Annotated in this window: 17 protein-coding genes and 2 pseudogenes; all 19 read left to right on the top strand. The window is 57.8% G+C overall.

What is annotated here, in order from left to right; genetic code table 11:
- Nucleotides 1-29 precede the first annotated feature (29 nt).
- The 19 genes and pseudogenes from traT (at nt 30) to BBW68_RS16640 (ending at nt 18,911) form a co-directional block, all read left to right on the top strand.
- Nucleotides 30-743 (top strand): conjugal transfer complement resistance protein TraT, encoded by a 714-nt coding sequence (gene traT / locus BBW68_RS10380; RefSeq protein ID WP_070135300.1) that lies wholly within the window; start codon nt 30-32, stop codon nt 741-743.
- A gap of 176 nt (nt 744-919) precedes the next feature.
- Nucleotides 920-3,097 (top strand): type IV conjugative transfer system coupling protein TraD, encoded by a 2,178-nt coding sequence (gene traD, locus BBW68_RS10375; protein WP_070135299.1) that lies wholly within the window; start codon nt 920-922, stop codon nt 3,095-3,097.
- A complete protein-coding gene (gene traI, locus BBW68_RS10370) occupies nt 3,097-8,337 on the top strand; it encodes a conjugative transfer relaxase/helicase TraI (RefSeq protein WP_070135298.1) in 5,241 nt (1,746 codons plus the stop codon). Before traD ends, traI begins: the two co-directional genes overlap by 1 nt.
- 1 nt (nt 8,338) lies before the next feature.
- Nucleotides 8,339-9,076, top strand: a complete 738-nt coding sequence (gene traX, locus BBW68_RS10365; RefSeq protein ID WP_070135297.1) for a type-F conjugative transfer system pilin acetylase TraX — start codon at nt 8,339-8,341, stop codon at nt 9,074-9,076.
- A gap of 66 nt (nt 9,077-9,142) precedes the next feature.
- Nucleotides 9,143-9,862 (top strand): fertility inhibition protein FinO, encoded by a 720-nt coding sequence (locus tag BBW68_RS10360; protein WP_070135296.1) that lies wholly within the window; start codon nt 9,143-9,145, stop codon nt 9,860-9,862.
- Nucleotides 9,855-10,646 (top strand): annotated as a pseudogene (locus tag BBW68_RS10355) (DsbA family protein). The gene BBW68_RS10360 and the pseudogene BBW68_RS10355 overlap by 8 nt, the downstream one beginning before the upstream one ends.
- Nucleotides 10,647-11,131: 485 nt before the next feature.
- Entirely contained in the window at nt 11,132-11,455 is a 324-nt protein-coding gene (locus BBW68_RS10350; protein WP_148127632.1) for a hypothetical protein, read from the top strand.
- A complete protein-coding gene (locus BBW68_RS10345) occupies nt 11,452-12,060 on the top strand; it encodes a DUF2726 domain-containing protein (RefSeq protein ID WP_070135294.1) in 609 nt (202 codons plus the stop codon). Before BBW68_RS10350 ends, BBW68_RS10345 begins: the two co-directional genes overlap by 4 nt.
- Nucleotides 12,061-12,281: 221 nt before the next feature.
- Nucleotides 12,282-12,824 (top strand): hypothetical protein, encoded by a 543-nt coding sequence (locus tag BBW68_RS10340; protein WP_070135293.1) that lies wholly within the window; start codon nt 12,282-12,284, stop codon nt 12,822-12,824.
- The gene (locus tag BBW68_RS10335) at nt 12,821-13,129 is read left to right on the top strand and encodes a hypothetical protein (RefSeq protein WP_070135292.1); all 309 of its coding nucleotides are present in this window, start codon (nt 12,821-12,823) and stop codon (nt 13,127-13,129) included. The genes BBW68_RS10340 and BBW68_RS10335 overlap by 4 nt, the downstream gene beginning before the upstream one ends.
- A gap of 97 nt (nt 13,130-13,226) precedes the next feature.
- A complete protein-coding gene (locus tag BBW68_RS10330; RefSeq protein WP_224019239.1) occupies nt 13,227-13,463 on the top strand; it encodes a hypothetical protein in 237 nt (78 codons plus the stop codon).
- A gap of 11 nt (nt 13,464-13,474) precedes the next feature.
- Entirely contained in the window at nt 13,475-14,029 is a 555-nt protein-coding gene (locus BBW68_RS10325) for a phospholipase D family nuclease (RefSeq protein WP_083264876.1), read from the top strand.
- A gap of 152 nt (nt 14,030-14,181) precedes the next feature.
- Complete coding sequence (gene repA, locus BBW68_RS10320; protein ID WP_025760204.1) at nt 14,182-14,448, top strand: replication regulatory protein RepA; 267 nt, start codon at nt 14,182-14,184, stop codon at nt 14,446-14,448.
- Nucleotides 14,449-14,669: 221 nt separating this feature from the next.
- The gene (gene tap / locus BBW68_RS16660; RefSeq protein ID WP_071667455.1) at nt 14,670-14,750 is read left to right on the top strand and encodes a RepA leader peptide Tap; all 81 of its coding nucleotides are present in this window, start codon (nt 14,670-14,672) and stop codon (nt 14,748-14,750) included.
- The gene (gene repA, locus BBW68_RS10315) at nt 14,731-15,606 is read left to right on the top strand and encodes an incFII family plasmid replication initiator RepA (protein ID WP_186821317.1); all 876 of its coding nucleotides are present in this window, start codon (nt 14,731-14,733) and stop codon (nt 15,604-15,606) included. The genes tap and repA (BBW68_RS10315) overlap by 20 nt, the downstream gene beginning before the upstream one ends.
- A gap of 988 nt (nt 15,607-16,594) precedes the next feature.
- Nucleotides 16,595-17,500 carry a hypothetical protein gene (locus BBW68_RS10310; protein ID WP_070135290.1) on the top strand — a complete coding sequence of 302 codons (906 nt, stop codon included), beginning with the start codon at nt 16,595-16,597 and terminating at the stop codon, nt 17,498-17,500.
- 96 nt (nt 17,501-17,596) lie between these two features.
- A complete protein-coding gene (locus tag BBW68_RS16650; protein WP_083264875.1) occupies nt 17,597-17,857 on the top strand; it encodes a hypothetical protein in 261 nt (86 codons plus the stop codon).
- 263 nt (nt 17,858-18,120) lie between these two features.
- A complete protein-coding gene (locus BBW68_RS16645) occupies nt 18,121-18,417 on the top strand; it encodes a hypothetical protein (RefSeq protein ID WP_148127631.1) in 297 nt (98 codons plus the stop codon).
- A gap of 126 nt (nt 18,418-18,543) precedes the next feature.
- Nucleotides 18,544-18,911: pseudogene (locus BBW68_RS16640) on the top strand (DUF2913 family protein).
- Nucleotides 18,912-19,157 lie beyond the last annotated feature (246 nt).

The following is a 19,157-nucleotide window of genomic DNA, read 5'->3' as shown; positions in this document are numbered from 1 at the left end:
AAGGAAATTTTTATGAAAATGAAAAAATAATGATGATTGCTCTGGTCAGTTCCACTCTGGCTCTTTCAGGTTGTGGCGCGATGAGCACAGCAATCAAGAAGCGTAACCTTGAAGTTAAAACTCAGATGAGTGAAACCATCTGGCTGGAGCCTTCCTCGGAACGTACCGTTTATCTGCAGATCAAAAATACCTCAGACAAGGACATGAGCGGGCTACAGGCTAAGGTCGCTGACGCGCTTAAAGCCAAAGGCTATCAGGTCGTCTCCTCTCCGGATAAATCCTATTACTGGATTCAGGCCAACGTGCTCAAAGCCGATAAAATGGATCTGCGTGATGCCCAGAGCTGGCTGAGTCGTGGTTATGAGGGCGCAGCGGCAGGGGCGGCGCTGGGGGCGGGTATTACGGCATACAACTCCAGCTCTGCGGGCGCCACGCTGGGTGTGGGTCTCGCCTCCGGGCTTATTGGCATGGCGGCGGACGCCATGGTTGAGGATATCAACTACACCATGATCACCGACGTGCAGATTGCCGAGCGTACGAAGGCTGTTGTCACCACCGACAATGTTGCCGCGCTGCGCCAGGGCACTTCCGGCTCTAAAATTCAGACCAGCTCAGAGCAGGGAAATCAGCACAAATACCAGACCCGTATCGTATCTAACGCGAACAAGGTCAATCTGAAGTTCACTGAAGCACAGCCTGTTCTGGAAGACCAGCTGGCCAAATCCGTCGCAAACATTCTCTGACGGGTGCCGACAGGGCGGACCCGCCGTCCTGTTTATCTGACAGCAACCTCACGTTTTTCAACGCTAACGCTTTATAGCTGCACAAATTCTTTGTGCGGTCATAAAGGGGGGCCGGCAACGCCGGAATACTTTGCCTTTGCCGCCAGTGTGACGGCACACATCACCGGACCGACATCATGAGTTTCAATGCCAAGGATATGACCCAGGGCGGTCAGATCGCGAGCATGCGCATCCGCATGTTCAGCCAGATCGCCAACATCATTTTGTACTGCCTCGTTATTCTCTTTGGGGTCATCGTCGCCCTGACGCTGACCGTGAAGCTTTCGTGGCAGACGTTCGTCAACGGCATGGTCTGGTACTGGTGCCAGACGCTTGCCCCTATGCGCGATATTTTCAGGTCCCAGCCTGTCTATACCATCCGTTATTACGGCCATGAGCTGAAGTACAACGCGCAGCAAATACTGCAGGACAAATATATCCAGTGGTGCGCAGACCAGGTCTGGACGGCCTTTATTCTTGCCGCCATCATCGCGGCCGTGGTGTGTGTTATTACCTTCTTTGTCACCACCTGGATTCTGGGCCATCAGGGTAAACAGCAGAGTGAGGACGAGATAACGGGGGGGCGCCAGCTGACTGATGACCCGAAAGCGGTGGCGAAAATGCTCAGGCGCGACGGTCTCGCATCCGACATCAAAATCGGTGAGCTGCCGCTTATTAAGGACTCGGAGATCCAGAACTTCTGTCTGCACGGTACCGTCGGGGCCGGTAAATCAGAAGTTATCCGCCGTCTGATGAACTACGCCCGCCAGCGTGGCGATATGGTCATCGTGTATGACCGCTCCTGTGAGTTCGTCAAAAGCTACTATGATCCGGCCACGGATAAAATCCTTAACCCGCTGGATGCGCGCTGCGCCGCATGGGACCTGTGGCGGGAGTGCCTGACGCAGCCTGACTTCGACAACGTTTCCAACACGCTTATTCCTATGGGCACGAAGGAAGACCCCTTCTGGCAGGGGTCGGGACGTACCATCTTTGCCGAAGCCGCTTATCTGATGCGCAACGACAAGGACCGCAGCTACAGCAAGCTGGTCGACACGCTGCTTTCCATCAAGATTGAGAAGCTGCGCTCGTATCTGAAAAACTCCCCGGCGGCGAACCTGGTGGAAGAGAAAATCGAGAAAACGGCCATCTCCATCCGCGCCGTGCTGACCAACTACGTCAAGGCCATCCGCTACCTCCAGGGCATCGAAAATAACGGCGAGTCATTCACCATACGCGACTGGATGCGCGGCGTTCGTGAGGATGGTAAAAACGGCTGGCTGTTTATCTCCTCCAATGCTGACACCCACGCTTCCCTCAAGCCGGTTATCTCCATGTGGCTGTCCATCGCCATTCGCGGGCTGCTGGCGATGGGGGAAAACCGTAACCGCCGCGTGTGGATCTTCGCCGACGAGCTGCCTACCCTGCACAAGCTGCCGGACCTGGTTGAGATCCTGCCGGAGGCGCGTAAGTTTGGCGGCTGCTACGTCATTGGCATTCAGTCCTACGCCCAGCTGGAAGATATTTATGGGCAGAAGCCGGCGGAAACACTGTTCGACGTGCTGAACACCCGTGCCTTCTTCCGCTCGCCGTCGCGCAATATCGCCGAGTTCGCCGCCGGCGAAATCGGTGAAAAAGAAATCCTCAAGGCGTCCGAGCAGTATTCCTACGGCGTGGACCCGGTACGCGACGGTACTTCGGTCGGCAAGGACATGGAGCGCGTCACCCTGGTGAGTTACTCCGACGTCCAGACGTTGCCGGATCTCTCCTGCTACGTCACGCTTCCCGGACCGTATCCTGCCGTGAAGATGGCGCTGAAGTATCAGCAGCGTCCAAAGGTGGCACCGGAATTCATTCCGCGCACCATCGACGGGAAAGCGGAGGAACGCCTGAATGCCGCGCTGGCTGCACGTGAGCATGAATCCCGCAGCATCGCCATGCTCTTTGAACCGGATGCAGACGTTATCGCGCCAGAGGGCGGTGCGGAGAATGCTGGCCAGCCACAGCAGCCACAGCAGCCACAGCAGCTGGCGCCTGCGCCCCGTGCTGCAGACACCACATCCGCTTCGGCATCCGTAGCGGGTGCAGGAGGCGCAGGCGGCGTGGAGCCTGAGCTGAAGACAAAGGCGGAAGAGGCTGAGCAGCTGCCGCCCGGCATCAGTGAAAGCGGTGAGGTGGTGGATATGGCGGCATGGGAGGCGTGGCAGGCGGAGCAGGACGAACTGTCTCCTCAGGAGAGGCAGCGTCGTGAAGAAGTGAACATCAACGTTCACCGGGCGCCTGAAAAGGATCTTGAGCCGGGAGGATACATCTGATGATGAGCATCGGATCGGTAAAATCCGCCGGCAGCGCGGGCAATTATTACACCGACAAGGACAACTACTACGTTATCGGCAGTATGGGCGAGCGCTGGGCCGGAAAAGGGGCTGAAGCGCTGGGGCTCAGCGGCGGGGTGGACCAGAAGGTCTTTACGAAGGTTCTGGAGGGACGCCTGCCGGACGGCAGTGATCTCAGCCGGACTCAGGACGGGGCGAACAAACACCGTCCGGGCTACGACTTCACCTTCTCTGCGCCCAAAAGTGTCTCCGTGATGGCCATGCTCGGTGGTGACAAGCGTCTTATTGAGGCCCACAACCGCGCGGTGGAGACCGCCATTAAGCAGATAGAGGCGATGGCCTCCACGCGGGTTATGACGGAGGGCAGGAGCGAGACGCAGCTGACCGGCAACCTGGTGATGGCGCTGTTTAACCACGATACCAGCCGCGACCAGGAGCCGCAGCTGCATACCCACGCCGTGGTGGCCAATGCCACTCAGCATGGCGATGAGTGGCGCACGCTCAGCAGCGACAAAGTGGGTAAAACCGGGTTTATTGAGAATATCTACGCCAACCAGATTGCCTTTGGCCGCCTGTATCGTGCCGCGCTGAAGGATGACGTCGCGGCGATGGGCTATGAGACTGGGACGGTCGGCAAACACGGCATGTGGGAGCTGAAGGGCGTACCGACGGAGCCGTATTCCAGCCGCAGCAGGACCATCAGCGAGGCGGTCGGGGATGACGCGTCCCTGAAGTACCGCGACGTGGCGGCGCTCGATACCCGCCAGTCGAAGCAGAAGGTTGACCCCGAACAGCGCATGGCCGAGTGGATGCAGACCCTGAAAGAGACGGGGTTTGACATTAAAGCCTACCGTGAGGCGGCAGACCTGCGGGTTGTGCAGGGGAATATTCCCGCAACGACGCCTGAAGCCATTGATATTAACAGCAGCGTCGGGCAGGCCATCGCGATGCTGAGCGACCGGCGGGCGCGGTTCACGTATTCCGAACTGCTGACCACCACCCTCGGGCAGCTGCCCGCGCGGTCGGGCATGGTGGAGATGGCGCGTGACGGCATCGATGCGGCGATAAAAAATGAGCAGCTCATCCCGCTGGATAAAGAGAAGGGGCTGTTTACCTCGAACATCCACGTGCTGGACGAGCTGTCGGTGTCAGCGATGACCCGCGATTTACAGCGGACGGGGCAGGCTGACATTTTTCCGGATAAAAGCGTGCCCCGCAGCCGGTCATACAGTGATGCCGTGAGCGTTCTGGCCCAGGACCGTCCGCCCGTGGCGATCATTTCGGGTCAGGGCGGGGCGGCCGGTCAGCGTGAGCGCGTGGCGGAGCTGACGATGATGGCGCGCGAACAGGGGCGTGACGTGCAGATTATCGCCGCCGACAGGCGCTCGCGCAGCGCCCTTATGCAGGATGAGCGCCTCAGCGGCGAGCATATCACCGACAGGCGGGGGCTGACGGAGGGCATGACCTTTACGCCCGGCAGCACGCTGATTGTGGACCAGGGGGAGAAGCTGACCCTGAAAGAAACCCTCACGCTGCTCGACGGCGCGTTGCGCCATAACGTCCAGCTGCTGATAGCCGACAGCGGCCAGCGCACCGGGACCGGCAGCGCCCTGACCGTCATGAAGGAGGCGGGAGTGAGCACGCTCGCGTGGCAGGGCGGTGAGAAGACGCAGGTCTCGGTTATCAGCGAGCCTGACCGGCGGCAGCGGTATGACCGCCTGGCCGCTGACTTTGCCCGAAGCGTCCGCGCAGGTGAACACAGCGTGGCGCAGGTCACCGGTCCGCGCGAGCAGGCGGTGCTCGCAGGCGTAGTCCGCGAGGCGCTTAAGGCGGAAAAGGTGCTGGGCGAGCGGGAGGTCAGTATCACTACGCTGGAGCCGGTCTGGCTCGACAGCCGCCATCAGCAGGTGCGCGACCACTACCGGGAGGGGATGGTCATGGAGCGCTGGAATGCCGAAGCACGCAGCCGGGAACGCTTTGTCATTGACCGCGTGACGGGCCGCAACAACAGCCTGACGCTGCGCAACGCCCAGGGTGAGACGCGGGTGACCCGCCTGTCTGAACTCAACAGCAGCTGGTCGCTGTACCGCACCGGCACGCTGCAGGTGGCCGAAGGCGACCGTCTGGCAGTGCTGGGTCAGGCGCAGGGGACGCGGCTCAGGGGAGGCGATACGGTGACCGTTAAGGCGCTCGGGGAGGCGGGGATCATCGTCAGCCTGCCGGGGCGTAAGGCGGACGTGGTCCTGCCCGCCGGCGACAGCCCGTTTACCGCCGCGAAGGTGGGGCAGGGCTGGGTGGAGTCGCCGGGCCGCTCGGTGAGCGACAGCGCCACGGTCTTTGCCTCGCTGTCGCAGCGCGAGCTGGATAACACCACGCTGAACAAACTGGCGCTCAGCGGCAGGGCGGTGCAGCTCTATTCCGCGCAGACGGCGCAGAAAACGACGGAGAAGCTGTCGCGTCAGTCTGCCTGGAGCGTCGTGTCTGAACAGATTAAGGATGCGGCGGGGCATGACAGGCTCGATGATGCCCTGGCGCACCAGAAGGCCGGGCTGCACACGCCGGAGCAGCAGGCCATCCACCTGGCCATTCCGGTGCTGGAGGGGAACGGCCTGGCGTTCACGAAGCCGCAGCTGATGGCCGCCGCGAAAGAATTTGAGCAGGACAGCCTCAGCCTGCAGGTCATCGAAAAGGAGGCGGACCGGCAGATACGCAGCGGCGCCCTGCTGTCGGTGCCGGTATCGCCTGGAAACGGCCTGCAGCTGCTGGTCTCACGCCAGTCGTACAATGCGGAGAAAAGTATCCTCCGCCACGTTCTGGAGGGAAAGGAGGCCGTCACCCCGCTGATGGATAAGGTTCCGGACGCGCAGCTGGCGGGCCTGACCGACGGGCAGCGGAACGCCACGCGCATGATACTTGAATCCCCCGACCGCTTTACCCTGGTGCAGGGCTACGCGGGCGTGGGTAAGACCACTCAGTTCCGGGCGGTCATGTCGGCCATCGGCACGCTGCCGGAACGGGAGCAGCCGCGGGTTATCGGCGTGGCCCCCACCCACCGGGCGGTGAGCGAGATGCGAGATGCGGGCGTACCCGAAACGCAGACGCTGGCGGCCTTTATTCACGACACGCAGCAGCAGCTGCGCGGCGGCGAACGACCGGACTTCAGCAACGTCCTGTTTCTCGTGGATGAAAGCTCGATGGTCGGTAACGCCGACATGGCGAAGGCGTACAGCCTGATTGCCGGGGGCGGGGGACGCGCGGTCTCCAGCGGCGATACCGACCAGCTGCAGTCCATTGCCCCGGGCCAGCCCTTCCGCCTGCTGCAGAAGCGCAGCGCCATTGACGTGGCGGTGATGCAGGAGATTGTCCGCCAGACGCCGGAGCTTAAACCTGCCGTCTACAGCCTGATTAGCCGCGATATCGGCAGCGCCCTGACGACCATTGAGCGCGTGGCGCCGGCACAGGTGCCGCGCAGGGCGGATGCCTGGCAGCCGGACAGCTCGGTCATGGAGTTCAGCCGCGAACGGGAGGAGGCCATCGCGAAAGCCGTGGCGGCCGGTGACCTGCTGCCCGGCGGGGAGCCCGCGACGCTGCTGGAGGCCATCGTGAAGGACTACACGGGGCGTACGCCGGAGGCGCAGGCGCAGACCATCGTTATCACCGCCCTGAACGCCGACCGCCGCCAGGTGAACGCCATGATTCATGACGCCCGTCAGGATGCCGGCGAGGTGGGCGAAAAAGAGGTCACGCTGCCGGTTCTCACTACTGCCAATATCCGCGACGGGGAGCTGAGGCGCATGGCAACGTGGGAGGCGTCCCGCGACAGCCTGGTTCTGCTGGACAGCACGTATTACAGCATTGAGGCGCTGGACGGGGAGGCGCACCTGGTGACGCTGAAGGATACGCAGGGCAACACCCGCAGCCTGTCGCCCGCGCAGGCGGCGACAGAGGGCGTCACGCTCTACCGTCAGGACACCATCACCGTGTCGGAAGGCGACCGGATGCGCTTTTCGAAAAGCGACAACGAGCGGGGCTTCGTGGCCAACAGCGTCTGGTCGGTCAGTGAGATAAAAGGTGACAGCGTCACGCTGTCGGATGGAAAACAGACCCGCACGCTCACGCCGTCAGCGGAGCAGGCAGAGCAGCACATCGACCTGGCCTATGCCGTTACCGTTGAAGGCTCACAGGGTGCGAGCGAACCCTTCTCCATCTCCCTGCAGGGCACGGACGGCGGACGTAAGCGGATGGTGAGCTTCGAGTCGGCCTACGTGGCGCTGAGCCGCATGAAGCAGAACGCGCAGGTTTATACCGACAACCGGGATAAGTGGGTGGCCGCGATGGAAAAATCGCAGGCGAAAAGTACGGCGCATGACATTCTCGAGCCGCGTGGCGACCGCGCCGTCGCGAATGCCGCCCGCCTGACGGCGACGGCTAAAGCGCTGGGTGAGGTGCCTGCCGGTCGCGCCGCGCTGCGCCAGGCCGGGCTGCAGCCCGAGGGCTCGATGGCGAAATTTATCTCGCCGGGGCGTAAATACCCACAGCCGCACGTGGCGCTCCCGGCCTTCGACCGCAACGGCAGGCAGGCGGGCGTCTGGCTGAGCGCCCTGACGTCCGGAGACGGGCAGCTTAAGGGGCTCGCTGGTGAAGGCCGGGTGATGGGCAGCGGGGACGCGGCGTTTGCGGGCCTGCAGGCCAGCCGTAACGGCGAGTCGCTGCTGGCGCGGGATATGGAAGAGGGCGTGCGGCTCGCGCGGGAGAATCCGCAGAGCGGCGTGGTGGTGCGGCTCGAAGGTGAGGCGCGACCGTGGAACCCCGGCGCCATTACCGGCGGTCGGGTCTGGGCCGACAGCCTGCCCGACGGCACCGGTACGCAGCCCGGAGAGACGGTTCCGCCGGAGGTGCTGGCGCAGCAGGCCCGGGAGGCTGAGGTGCAGCGGGAGCTGGATAAGCGTGCCGAAGAGGCGGTCCGCGAGATGGCCCGCAGCGGCGACGGGCCGGCCGGAGTGGCTGACGTCGCCGTCCGGGATGTGGTGCGGGATATGGATCGGATAAAAGAAACGCCGGCATCTCCCCTCACGCTGCTGGATGCGCCGGAAGAACGCCGCCGGGATGAGGCGGTGTCTCAGGTGGTGCGCGAGAGCGTGCAGCGGGACCGCCTGCAGCAGATGGAGCGCGAAACGGTGCGAGACCTTGAGCGTGAAAAGACTCTGGGAGGCGACTGATATGCGCGCTGAAAACCATCCGCTTTTCCCCCTTGTGGTGGTGGCCGACTGCTGGCTGCAGCGTCTGCTTGTGTGGACGCCGGGCCAGACCGACCTTATCAAAACCGTGGCGCTCCTCCTGATGGTGGCCGACCACATCAGCATGCTGTGCGGACTGGATAATGACTGGCTGCGTCTTGCCGGTCGGGGAGCGTTTCCGCTCTTTGGCCTGGTCTGGGCCATGAACCTCGCCCGCCATCCGCAGATTCAGCAGCGCGCCCTGAACCGGCTCTGGATATGGGCCGGGGTGGCGCAGGGCGGCTGGATACTGGCCGGGCTGCGCCCGGACCTGGGCAATATCCTGTTTGCCTTTGCGGTCAGCGGACAGGCGCTGGCGCTGATGCAGCGGCACGGGCCGCGCACGTGGCCGCTCTCCCTGATGGTGGTTCTGGCCTGGCTGCCGTTTTCGGCGGGAAGCTACGGGCTGGCGGGGGTAGTGATGCTGATGCTGGCCTGCGGCGTATGTATGACGGGCCGGCGCACCACGCGCACGGGGCTGGCGCTGTGTCTGGCACTGGCGATACTCGCGCTGAATGCCGCGGACAGCCCCGCCTTTGCCATCGCGGGTCTGGTAATACCCGGCGTTACCCTGACGGTGCTGAGTCGGACCTGTTGCCGCGTGCCGAGGTTCTGGCCGCGCGAATTTTTCCCGCTGTTCTACGCGGTACACCTTACCGTCATCGGACTGATGGTGATGTGATATCTGCCGTGTCAGAATAAGGTCAGTCAGGGGAGTATACGTGAAACAGATTTATCCGGAGGCAGGATGACAGAGCAGGGGCGCCCCACGCTGACGCTGCGCCGCAAAGCGGAGCCAGAAGGTCAGCGTGCCGTAAGCAACAGTGAACCGGACGGTGCGGGTCCGGGCCGGGTCACGCGTAAAAAGACCGTGGTGGTGAACACGACGCCTGCCTGGAAGGTCAGGAAGCAGGTGGTGGATGAGAGCGCGAAAAAGGCGCAGGCGGACGAGAAGGCCGCCAGAAAAGCAGAGAAAGCCCGGCAGTGGGCTGAGGGGCAGGCCCAGGAGAGGGAGGCCATGCGGGCGGCCAGGCGCAAACCTGCCCCGGAACCGGTGTACCGGAAGGTCATGCCGCTTGCGGACGCGCTCGCGCTCCTGAAGCGTTGCTGGCCAGCCCTGGTGACGGACGGCCAGCCGCAGCTCCTGGCGGTCAACATCCGGGAGGCAATGGTCAATGACATTCGCCGGCGCGGGCTGGAGGTTTCCGTGAAGACGCTGAAACGCTGTCTTGCCGCCGTCACCCGCTCGGATGCGTATCTGGGCGCCATGACGGTGGGCGCGTGGCGTAAAAACCTTGCCGGTGAACCGGTCGCACCGGTGAGCGAGGAGGAGGCGGCGTATGCCGTGGAGCGCAGGGCTCAGGAGCACACCAAACGCATGCGCAGGGCGGTCAGAAGCGTTGCCACCCGTGCAGGGAACGAACTGATAACAACAGAGAAGAGAAAAACACAGGATGAACATGAATAAAACTCTTTCAGTCATGCTTGCCGCAGGCCTTCTGGTCTCCGGCGTGGCGGGGGCAGCAGAGAAACCTGCCGCTGCCTTTACCCCGGAGTAGGAAGCCCGCATTGGTAAAATCGCGAAAGACTACCTGCTGGCCCATCCGGAGGTGCTGGTTGAAGTCAGCCAGAAGCTGCAGGCCCAACAGCAGGAGAAACAGCAGCAGGCGATGACGGCCGCCGTGGTTCAGAATCAGGCAGCGCTGCTGAACGATAAAGGCACGCCGTCATATGGGCCGGCCGATGCAAAAGTCACGGTCGTCGAGTTTTTCGATTACCAGTGCATCTACTGTGCCCGCCTGGCGCCGGAACTGGAGAAGGTAATAAAAGCAAACCCGGACGTGCGCTTTGTGTTCAAGGAATTCCCGATATTTGGTCAGCGCTGGCCGGCGTCGCTCAGTGCGGCGAAAACCGGGCTCCAGGTCTGGAAGCAGAAGGGGGCCGATGCTTACCTTCACTATCACAACGCGATTTACGCCACCGGCTACAACGAGGGTAAGCTGACCGATGCTGATATCAGCGCGGCCGCAAAAGCTGTGAAGTTCGATGCTAAGGCAGCCCCTGACGTTCAGGGGACCCTGGATGGCATAAACACACTCGCGCAGCAGCTGGGCTTCAGCGGTACCCCAGCCCCGGTGGTTCTCCCGTCAGCCGGCGCCAGTGCTGATAACGTGACGGTTATTCCGGGATACACCAGCGCGGAGGCCCTGCAGCAGGCCATCAGTAAGGCTGCCGGTCAGTCCGGGGAGTAACTGGCGTATGCGCGTACCTGAAAATGTTATTCTTACCGCCCTGAGCGGGGGGGCTGCATCCGGACGTTCTGGCGTGCTTCTGCGTCAACGGCGGGCCAGCAGACACCCCGTATTCCTGACGGCTACACGCTGGTTTCTGCCGATGAGCGGGATGAAACTATCCTGAATCATACAGACTTCCTGTCGGTAGCCGACCGCCTGACGGAGGCTGAAAAGTGGGAGCGGGTTGTCGGACCCGTGCTCTTTGGCGGCAGCACCTGGAAACTGCGCGCACCCCTGACGGACTGACGCTCCCGATATGACGGGTGCCCGCCCGTTCGGCACCCGGAATTAAATACCCTGCTTTAATTTCTGATTCAGTGCTGACCAGTAATATTCGGTTCTGCATGTTTTATCTATGGCCTGGGTTTTTGTTTAAATAATTCATGAGCGCGAAGAAGAATGTGCATCTTTAGCAATCATTAAATATGGAAGGTGAGGAAAATATGTCAGAAAATAATTTAACCTGCCGTGATGAAAACACGGAGGCTGTAAAAGTTATTAAGGAAACGGTTAAAGACCTGGTGGGGAGGGGTATTATTCACTCCCGTGATGATATTATCCGGCATCTTTGCGGTGCGAATTTTGATATCACCGGGGTGACGAAGGACAGTATTACGGTTTGCGCGCCGGATGAACCGGACAATACCGTCACCCTGAGTGGCTGGCTGTTCTCTGAGCGGTTCCGGACGGTGCAGGATAAACGTTACTCAGGTGATGGCGGGCCGTTAACCGATAGCGTGCGAAGCGAAGGGAGCGTGGGTTCATGAATGCCGGTGTGGTGGTATTTATCGTTTCGTTGCTGGCACTGATTTTACTGCTCTCCTGTGTGCTGAAGCAGAAACGGCCGCATGCACCGCTTATCAGGCGGCTGAGAGAGGCTGGCGTCAGGGTGGGCGATACAGAGCAACTGATGGCGGGCGGCGTATTCTGGGAGAGGCAGGCACAGCTGATGACCGACCGTGAGGTTCACTTTATGCAGGGGTTGTTCCGGGCTGTGGACATGAGGCGGTGGTATCTGTGCCCGCAGGTCAGGGTGGCCGATATTGTGCAGATAACGCCGCGCGTCAGGGGCCGGAGCCGGACATGGTGGAAGCTTTTCCATATGGCAGCCCAGTGGCACTGTGACGTGGTTATCGTTGACCGCAGGACGTTTCGCGTTGTGGCGGCCGTGGAGCTGGGCGATGCGTCCCACCTGAAGAAAAGCCGCTGCCGGCGTGACATCCTGCTGGATGAGGTCATGCGCCAGGCGGGCATGCCGCTGCTGCGAAGCCGTGATGCCCGGGAGCTGCAGAGGATGATACGGGACTTTCTGACGGCACTTGAGGCCGAGTCCGGGGTGTCAGATGCCATCACTCAACAAAAAGCGGGTTAAGCTACCTGGCGCAATGCAGTATTAATTCATTCTCCATCTGACCCGTTACAGAATAAAACTCACTCCTTAATGAGAGATGAGTGCGTTAATTAAAGTTTCTGATAAATAACGTTAATTCACGGGGAATAATGCTATTCCTGGTTTTTCTGTTTATTGATTTTTTCGGGGGTTCAATGTGGGCTTTATGTCTGAACTTAAAGGTTAAACTTAAAAGGTGAACTATGCGGATTTATAAATATACCGGGCTGGCATTTGTCTGCTGCCTGATTTATCTGTTTGCTTATCTGGCAATAAATAACGTTCAGTCGGAGGGGACCAGCCTGAAAACATGTGCGCTGATAACAATGCCGTTATTTATCTGGATGGTTTATCAGCGCATTACTGCGATGAGTGAAAAAGCGCGTGCCCGTGAAAGCGATGAGGTCATTTTCATGAGGATGATGGAGCAGATACATCATTACGAAGAGATGGAGCGCGTGGCCGGTGGCGTGCGGCTCATGAAAGGTATTCTTGAGTGTCGTGAGGTGGCTCAGGCGATAAGGCACCCGGAGTCCGAAGACGCATCCCTGACGCTGAGCCGGCTGGCGTACATTGAGCGCCTGCTGAGTGTCCTGGCACCGGGGCTGTGCCGGAGGATGTCGGAAGGTGAGCGCCAGAGATGGATGCAGATAATGAACGAACCGGCGCCCGGTGAAGACACGGCAGGTGAATGCCACACCGAAACGCCCGTCAGTCAGTCCGTGCCGGGGGAGGTCAGAGGATGATTGTGCCTGTTACCGCAGAGCGTGATGAGCAGGGGTACTGGTCGCATCCGGCGTATGCCCGCAGTGGCTGCGAAACCGCGGCGGAGTTCAGCTACTGGCTGAGGACCCACGGGCTGCAGTGCTTTGTAATGACCATGCGCGATGAGGCTCCTGAGGTTTTTGCTGCCGGATTTACCGATGAAGCGCCGGACGCACGGGGCTGGATACCCGAACCGCCGGATGATGACGGCTGGTTTCTGGGCTCAGTCCATGATACCGACGACGGGCCTGTCTGCTACTGGTTCCGTTATACCAGAACGTCCTGACGCCTCCGCTCCGCGTCGTTGTCCAACGCCGGAACCGGGGCAAAGCGAGTTTCCCCCGATCCCGGCGTTTCTTAATCAATTCTGTGAAGGAAATCCTATGGCATGTTTTGAGTGCAGCAGCAGTGCAATGGTTATCAACCAGCTCGTTCCCTGGATAACTGTCGGCATTTTTGTGGCCAGCGTGGCGCTGTTTCGTCAGCTCCTGAAACGCGATCGGCGGGCGTGGACGTCACTGGTTGCTGCTGTGGTTCTGATGGAAGAGCTGACCCTGAGCCTCTGGCTGCTGATCAATGACGTACAGATACTCTCCCCGCACTTTATGGACGGTATGTAATGAGGATAACTATGGCAGTTCGCAGCAAAGCAAATACCTGCAGATGGTTGGTGGCAGGGCTGCTCGGTCTGGCCCTTTATGCACCCGCACCGGCAGCGTATGCCGCCAGCATCGAGACGGGTTTTTCTCCGGAAGGAACGGCACTGCAGCTGGTCCTTAAGACTATTGAGTCAGCACAGCACGAAATTCGGCTGATGGGCTACTCATTTACGTCTCCTGAGGTGGTTAGCGCACTTGTCAGAGCAAAACACCGGGGTGTGGATGTGAAGATAGTGCTCGATGAGAAAGGGAACCGAAACAAAACCAGCCAGTCGGCGATGAATGTTGTGGTGAATGCCGGTATTCCGCTGCGTACCAACGGTTGCTACGCCATCATGCACGATAAAGTCATTATTGTTGATAATCATACGGTTGAGTCAGGCAGCTTTAATATGACCCGCTCTGCGGCCTCGAGAAATAGCGAGAATGTGCTGGTGATTAAGGACGTGCCGGAAGTGGCGCAAGCCTACCTTCAGCACTGGCAGTCGCGCTGGGACGGAGGAACGGAGTGGCATTCTTCATACTAATCAGCATCGTAATGTGATCTGCAATCTACATCCATCCAGGTGAGCCATGCGCCAACATGGCTCACACTTTCGCGTAAAGTTAAGTCGCTGATTTCACGAATCTGTAGTATCCTCTGCGAAACGATCACCGCCTGAAAGCTGAGGAGGCAGAGATGTCGCAGACTGGAAATGCAGAAACTTCCTCATCGAAAGAGAAACGTCAGTACCGTAAAGGTAATCCGATGTCTCCTGTTCAAAGGCAGAAAGCGCATGTCGCGAAGCTGAAAGAGACCCATAAAGAAATGCGTGTTTATGTGGAGAAGTCTCTTAAAGCAGAGCTTGAATTGTTGTGTGCGACTAAAGGTGTGACACAGTCAGAAATGATTGAGAAGCTGATTCATGATGCGGTTTCAGAGTGTCGAAACAAAGTCACGGACTAACATTCTTGAGTATATGTGTTTCTGGTGATAGATTGCTGATCGTCTGAAGAATTTTTGGTGAGCCACGCCGTAAGGTGGTAGATAACTGGTTCTGCTGAGGTGTCTACCCGGAACCAGAAAAAACAAAACCCCGATAACCTTCCTTCATGTTTGGCGACGAGAAGAAGATTACCGGGGCCCACTAAAACCGTACAGAAGCTGTTGCTCTGTACGGGGAGTATATGTGCATGCTCAGAAAACTGCAATACCTTCTGTGCTCAGTGCTCCTTCCGTGCAACATAAGTGCGGGAAGGTGTGACTGACGCTCAGACCCTGTTCTCCCATTACCGTCAGGTCAAAAACCCGAATCCGGTATTCACACCGCGAGAGGGGAAAAAGACCCTGCCGTTCTGTCGTAAGCTGATGGCGAAAGCCGAAGGCTTCACGTCCCGTTTTGACTTTTCCATCCATGTGGCGTTCTTACGCTCGCTGGGTAAACGTCACCGGATGCCGCCACTGTTGCGCCGCCGGGCCATCGATGCCCTGCTCCAGGGGCTGTGTTTCCACTATGACCCGCTGGCCAACCGCGTTCAGCGCTCCATCACCAATCTGGCCATCGAGTGCGGTCTCGCCACCGAGTCGAAAAGCGGCAATCTGTCCATCACCCGCGCCACGCGGGCGCTGACGTTTATGGCGGAGCTGGGGCTGATTACCTATCAGACCGAGTATGACCCGCAGATTGGCTGCAATATCCCGACCGATATCACCTTCACGCCGGCACTGTTCTCCGCGCTCGACGTCTCTGACGTGGCCGTTGTGGCCGCGAGGCGCAGCCGTGTGGAATGGGAGAATCAGCAGCGTGAAAAACAACGCCTCCCCCGCCTGGATATGGACGAACTGATAGCCAAAGCCTGGCGGTTCGTGCGTGAGCGGTTCCGGAGCTACCAGTCCGAGCGCAAATCTCACGGGCTGAAGCGCGCCCGCGCCCGCCGTGACGCTGACCGTAACCGCCGCGATATTGAAACCATCGTAAGGCGGCAACTGACGCGGGAAATTGCTGAAGGCCGCTTTACCGGAAATCTTGACGCTGTGCGTCGGGAACAGGCAAGGCGTGTAAAAGAGCGAATGCTTATGTCCCGTGGCAACAACTATACGCGGCTGGCAACGGCCACCACCTGACCCCCTCTCCTTTCATTAATCCGGCTGACGCCGGAGGGTTCTGCACGTCTGTTACTCACCGTTGCTTATTATCTAAGCGAACCGGTATGACGGCCATCTATGATTCCCCCTTTTTTCCTGCCGGACAGTGCTGAAATTTTGTTGCCGGTGGCATTTTTGCCCGCCGAATTCAGTTACCCACATCTAACTGCAAGGGAACTTCCCATAAGGTTACAGCCGTTATTGTTACAGAGCGCCAGCCGCACTGATTTCAAAGTGCGTGGTTTCCTTTAAAAACCTGCTCTGCACTTCTTTTAAATATCTTTTATTTAATTCATATAAATATATAACCTGTTCGTCGCCTGACGTGTGGACAGGCTCCTTAAAATGTCCGCCCTTGCAGCGGACTCACGTCCGCGCAGGTTCGGCAACTACCTGAAGTAGCTCCCATCGCTACGCGACGGGCCCCCAAACGCCCTAGTAGTTACAACGTACGAAACAGTCACTCAAAGACGTAAATCGTGCACACCTGAACCATCACAGCCCTTCCCCACCACTGAAAAGCGAGGCCGCCCCGGGCCAAAGGCCCGGAACAACGTCGCTTTTAATGATGGATGTTGTAACTAGAACCTGAATCGCTGTAAGCAGTGTCGCTGAACGTTATTGTGTACACGCCCGTAAGCGGCCCTCACGGCCCGCTAACGCGGAGATACGCCCCGACTGCGGCTACGCCTTGTCGTGACCACTCCGACGGCGCACAGCAGCTTCTGTATCGATTTTAGCGGGTTTTGGTCTGGCAGGGAGAAGGGATGGATTAGTGGAACTTGTCAACAACGTAACCGGCTGCGCCGGGCTACGGCGCCACTCACTCACAGTGCCATATTCAATACCAGCAGGCGCCTCCATGCCGCTAAAGCGGCATTCAGTGGACAGGCTGCGCACTGCTCGCCTGTCCGGTATGCATGTGATATAAACGATTGTGTTTATAAACACTTCTGTGGATATCGTTATGCTGCTGACCGACTACATTGACAGTGTGTACGGAACGGCGCGCGGAAACCGGGCGCGTTTTCTGAAGGACAATCCGGATATCCTTCCCCAGGAGCTGAGCCGCTGGCTTAAGGCTGGCCTGAAAATCAGGCCGGAGACCGGCGAAATCTACAAGCCCGTAACACGCCGCGTCAGGATACCGTCGGCGGTCGCCGTCGGGGCTGGCGTCTTTCTCTCTGATGACCTGCGTGAACGTGTCGCGTCACTGGCCACCGCACAGAACGTGACAACGGACGCCATGCTGAATGCCCTGGTGGAGCGCGAGGAACTGTGTCGTAAACTGTCCCTTCAGACGGAGAATGGTGACGCCGTACCGGAACAGCAGATTGCCGGCATTGTCAGCCGGTACTTTTCAGCACTGTCTGAGCGCAGTGAAAACGGGGCCTGGCACAGGGCGCTGGAGGTGCTGGTCCGGGAACTGACGGAATCTGGCCTGCTGTCATTCCATACCGGTAATATTGCCGAAAGCCGCCGCCTGAACATCCCCCGCACCGCGTATTACTGGTACGGCGGTTTCGTGGCAAAACGCGTGGCCATGATGCTGGGCTGCTACGATATCTACCTGTGGAACGAAATGATGCGCCCGGACAGCGATGTGGTCTTTGTGGGGGATGCGCGCAACGTCGTCGCTTGCTACTTCATCTGCCAGCAGATGTGCCGCCTGCTGAAAGCCGTGCGGCTGAACTGGCGTAAACAGCAGGGCGCGTGGGGGAGTCGGGCTGAGCTGGATGAGGCTGCGCACCGGTATACGCAGCGGCTGGCCGAGGGGATTATGGATAACGGTATTTTTATTGGTGGCGACGAACAGAACTCTTACCGGCTGTACAACTATGCGGAAAAACATTACGCCTGGGCTATGCGCTGAGAAGGGCACAACAGGTAAGAGAGAAAAAGTAATGTGTTATATTGAGGAGATTTTAATTATCTGTTAAATAACAAAATAACAGGAGGTGACTTTACTATGTTTAATAGTATTTGTACTTTTGGTGGTGTCGATAAGTGCTACTCAGTTATCGATTTCCAAAAATTACCTGAGAAAGAAATAGAGAAATTAAGGCATTCACTGGTATGCCCTGGTTGCCGTGAACAGGCATTCTACAGAAAAAAAGTGTTGATGGTAAACAGGCCTGTTTTGGGTCCCGGTACTGCACCTGCAGGGAAAATACACTCTTACCGCAACGACAAAGGGAAGTCAGAAATGCTTCTGAAGTTCAGCAGATAATCGCAGAGTCAGATACAATTAAAATAAGCTTCAATTTTGACAGTGCTTCTTCAGCAGGCAGCGAACCGTCTGGTTTAAGCGGGAAAACGGAGATAACCGGGACGGGGCACAATAAAGTCCACACCATAAAGTCAGAACAAAAGCGAGTTCCGACAGTTTCACTTCAAAAAATACTGCACAGCTTAATCCGGGGGACAGGACTGGCGACGTCTGATACGATCATCCCGTTCGGCGACTTCAAGTATAAAGCCAAAAATTTATTTGTGAAATTTCCTGATGCTGAACCCATGACTAAAAATTCACTCAGGTTTTACTGGGGGACGCTATATAACTCGAACAAGGATATTGAATGGCTTAATCCTGCTGAATGCAGGGATGTTGGAATACCCTTAGGCGATCTGCGTGATGTAATAATCGAAAAATTTAATATTTCAGATTCTGAAAGTCTCGAAGGGGCTGCAATTATTTTTGCAGGTCGCTGTCACTGGAATAAAGATAAAACTAAAAGGATAATAAATATATATGACAATGAACGTATATTCATTTCTTTAGCTGATTAACTATGGAAGGCATTGAATAAATTTATAGTAATCGCTTAGTTTCATATGACTGGCTGCCTTCTTTACGGTTAAAATATGCCAGAGTGATGCATGAACAACCAGGAACAGAAAGGAGAAGGACACGCAGTGACGCTGACAGAAAAAATCGGGCCACCTGGCTTGGTGTGCCCTGGTGGCGCTTGCGCTGGCCAGACAAAAAGGTGATGTGTTATCACCGGCGCAGGAAAACCTTTTTCTCACACGCTGGCTGGCTACCGCACTGAAGCAACGGCGTTTTTCGCGAGATGTTACTCCCGAATCTTTCACGGAGCAACCTCGATGTAGCTTTTGACGATAATGGCAGACAGACAAATCCGCTGATAGCGCGTCTGACGGGGAACGTGGCGGGGCTGACGAAACTGTTTAGTCGCTGTGGCTGGAACGTTGAAACTTGCCCCGAATGCCCCATGCTTTTTAAAATGCTAACTTCACATCTTTCCGGGTTAGATAACTGAATCCCCATGTTCATCCTGAAGGATGTTTAATCATGTAAAGGTTTTACTACCCGTTAGTGCATGCATCCACACTAACGGGTTACTCACAGTTTCAGTTTCTGGATAATAAAATATAGTTAATATTTTTATTTCCAACTGTATGATCGAGAAAACTTATACCTTTCTAATAATTTAAGGAAGAAAATCTGAATCAAGAATAGGCTATGTCCCTTAATTGCATAATCTTTTGTAAAACAGTCGGATACA

Source organism: Candidatus Erwinia dacicola (genome assembly GCF_001756855.1).
GTDB classification, from domain to species: domain Bacteria; phylum Pseudomonadota; class Gammaproteobacteria; order Enterobacterales; family Enterobacteriaceae; genus Erwinia; species Erwinia dacicola.
This window is presented reverse-complemented; position numbering and strand designations above follow the sequence as displayed.

Excerpts from the sequence above, each read along its gene's own strand:
- traT (WP_070135300.1), top strand. The coding sequence starts at position 30 with ATGATGATTGCTCTGGTCAGTTCCACTCTGGCTCTTTCAGGTTGTGGC.
- traD (WP_070135299.1), top strand. The coding sequence starts at position 920 with ATGAGTTTCAATGCCAAGGATATGACCCAGGGCGGTCAGATCGCGAGC.
- traI (WP_070135298.1), top strand. The coding sequence starts at position 3,097 with ATGATGAGCATCGGATCGGTAAAATCCGCCGGCAGCGCGGGCAATTAT.
- traX (WP_070135297.1), top strand. The coding sequence starts at position 8,339 with ATGCGCGCTGAAAACCATCCGCTTTTCCCCCTTGTGGTGGTGGCCGAC.
- BBW68_RS10360 (WP_070135296.1), top strand. The coding sequence starts at position 9,143 with ATGACAGAGCAGGGGCGCCCCACGCTGACGCTGCGCCGCAAAGCGGAG.
- BBW68_RS10350 (WP_148127632.1), top strand. The coding sequence starts at position 11,132 with ATGTCAGAAAATAATTTAACCTGCCGTGATGAAAACACGGAGGCTGTA.
- BBW68_RS10345 (WP_070135294.1), top strand. The coding sequence starts at position 11,452 with ATGAATGCCGGTGTGGTGGTATTTATCGTTTCGTTGCTGGCACTGATT.
- BBW68_RS10340 (WP_070135293.1), top strand. The coding sequence starts at position 12,282 with ATGCGGATTTATAAATATACCGGGCTGGCATTTGTCTGCTGCCTGATT.
- BBW68_RS10335 (WP_070135292.1), top strand. The coding sequence starts at position 12,821 with ATGATTGTGCCTGTTACCGCAGAGCGTGATGAGCAGGGGTACTGGTCG.
- BBW68_RS10330 (WP_224019239.1), top strand. The coding sequence starts at position 13,227 with ATGGCATGTTTTGAGTGCAGCAGCAGTGCAATGGTTATCAACCAGCTC.
- BBW68_RS10325 (WP_083264876.1), top strand. The coding sequence starts at position 13,475 with ATGGCAGTTCGCAGCAAAGCAAATACCTGCAGATGGTTGGTGGCAGGG.
- repA (WP_025760204.1), top strand. The coding sequence starts at position 14,182 with ATGTCGCAGACTGGAAATGCAGAAACTTCCTCATCGAAAGAGAAACGT.
- tap (WP_071667455.1), top strand. The coding sequence starts at position 14,670 with ATGTGCATGCTCAGAAAACTGCAATACCTTCTGTGCTCAGTGCTCCTT.
- BBW68_RS10310 (WP_070135290.1), top strand. The coding sequence starts at position 16,595 with ATGCTGCTGACCGACTACATTGACAGTGTGTACGGAACGGCGCGCGGA.
- BBW68_RS16650 (WP_083264875.1), top strand. The coding sequence starts at position 17,597 with ATGTTTAATAGTATTTGTACTTTTGGTGGTGTCGATAAGTGCTACTCA.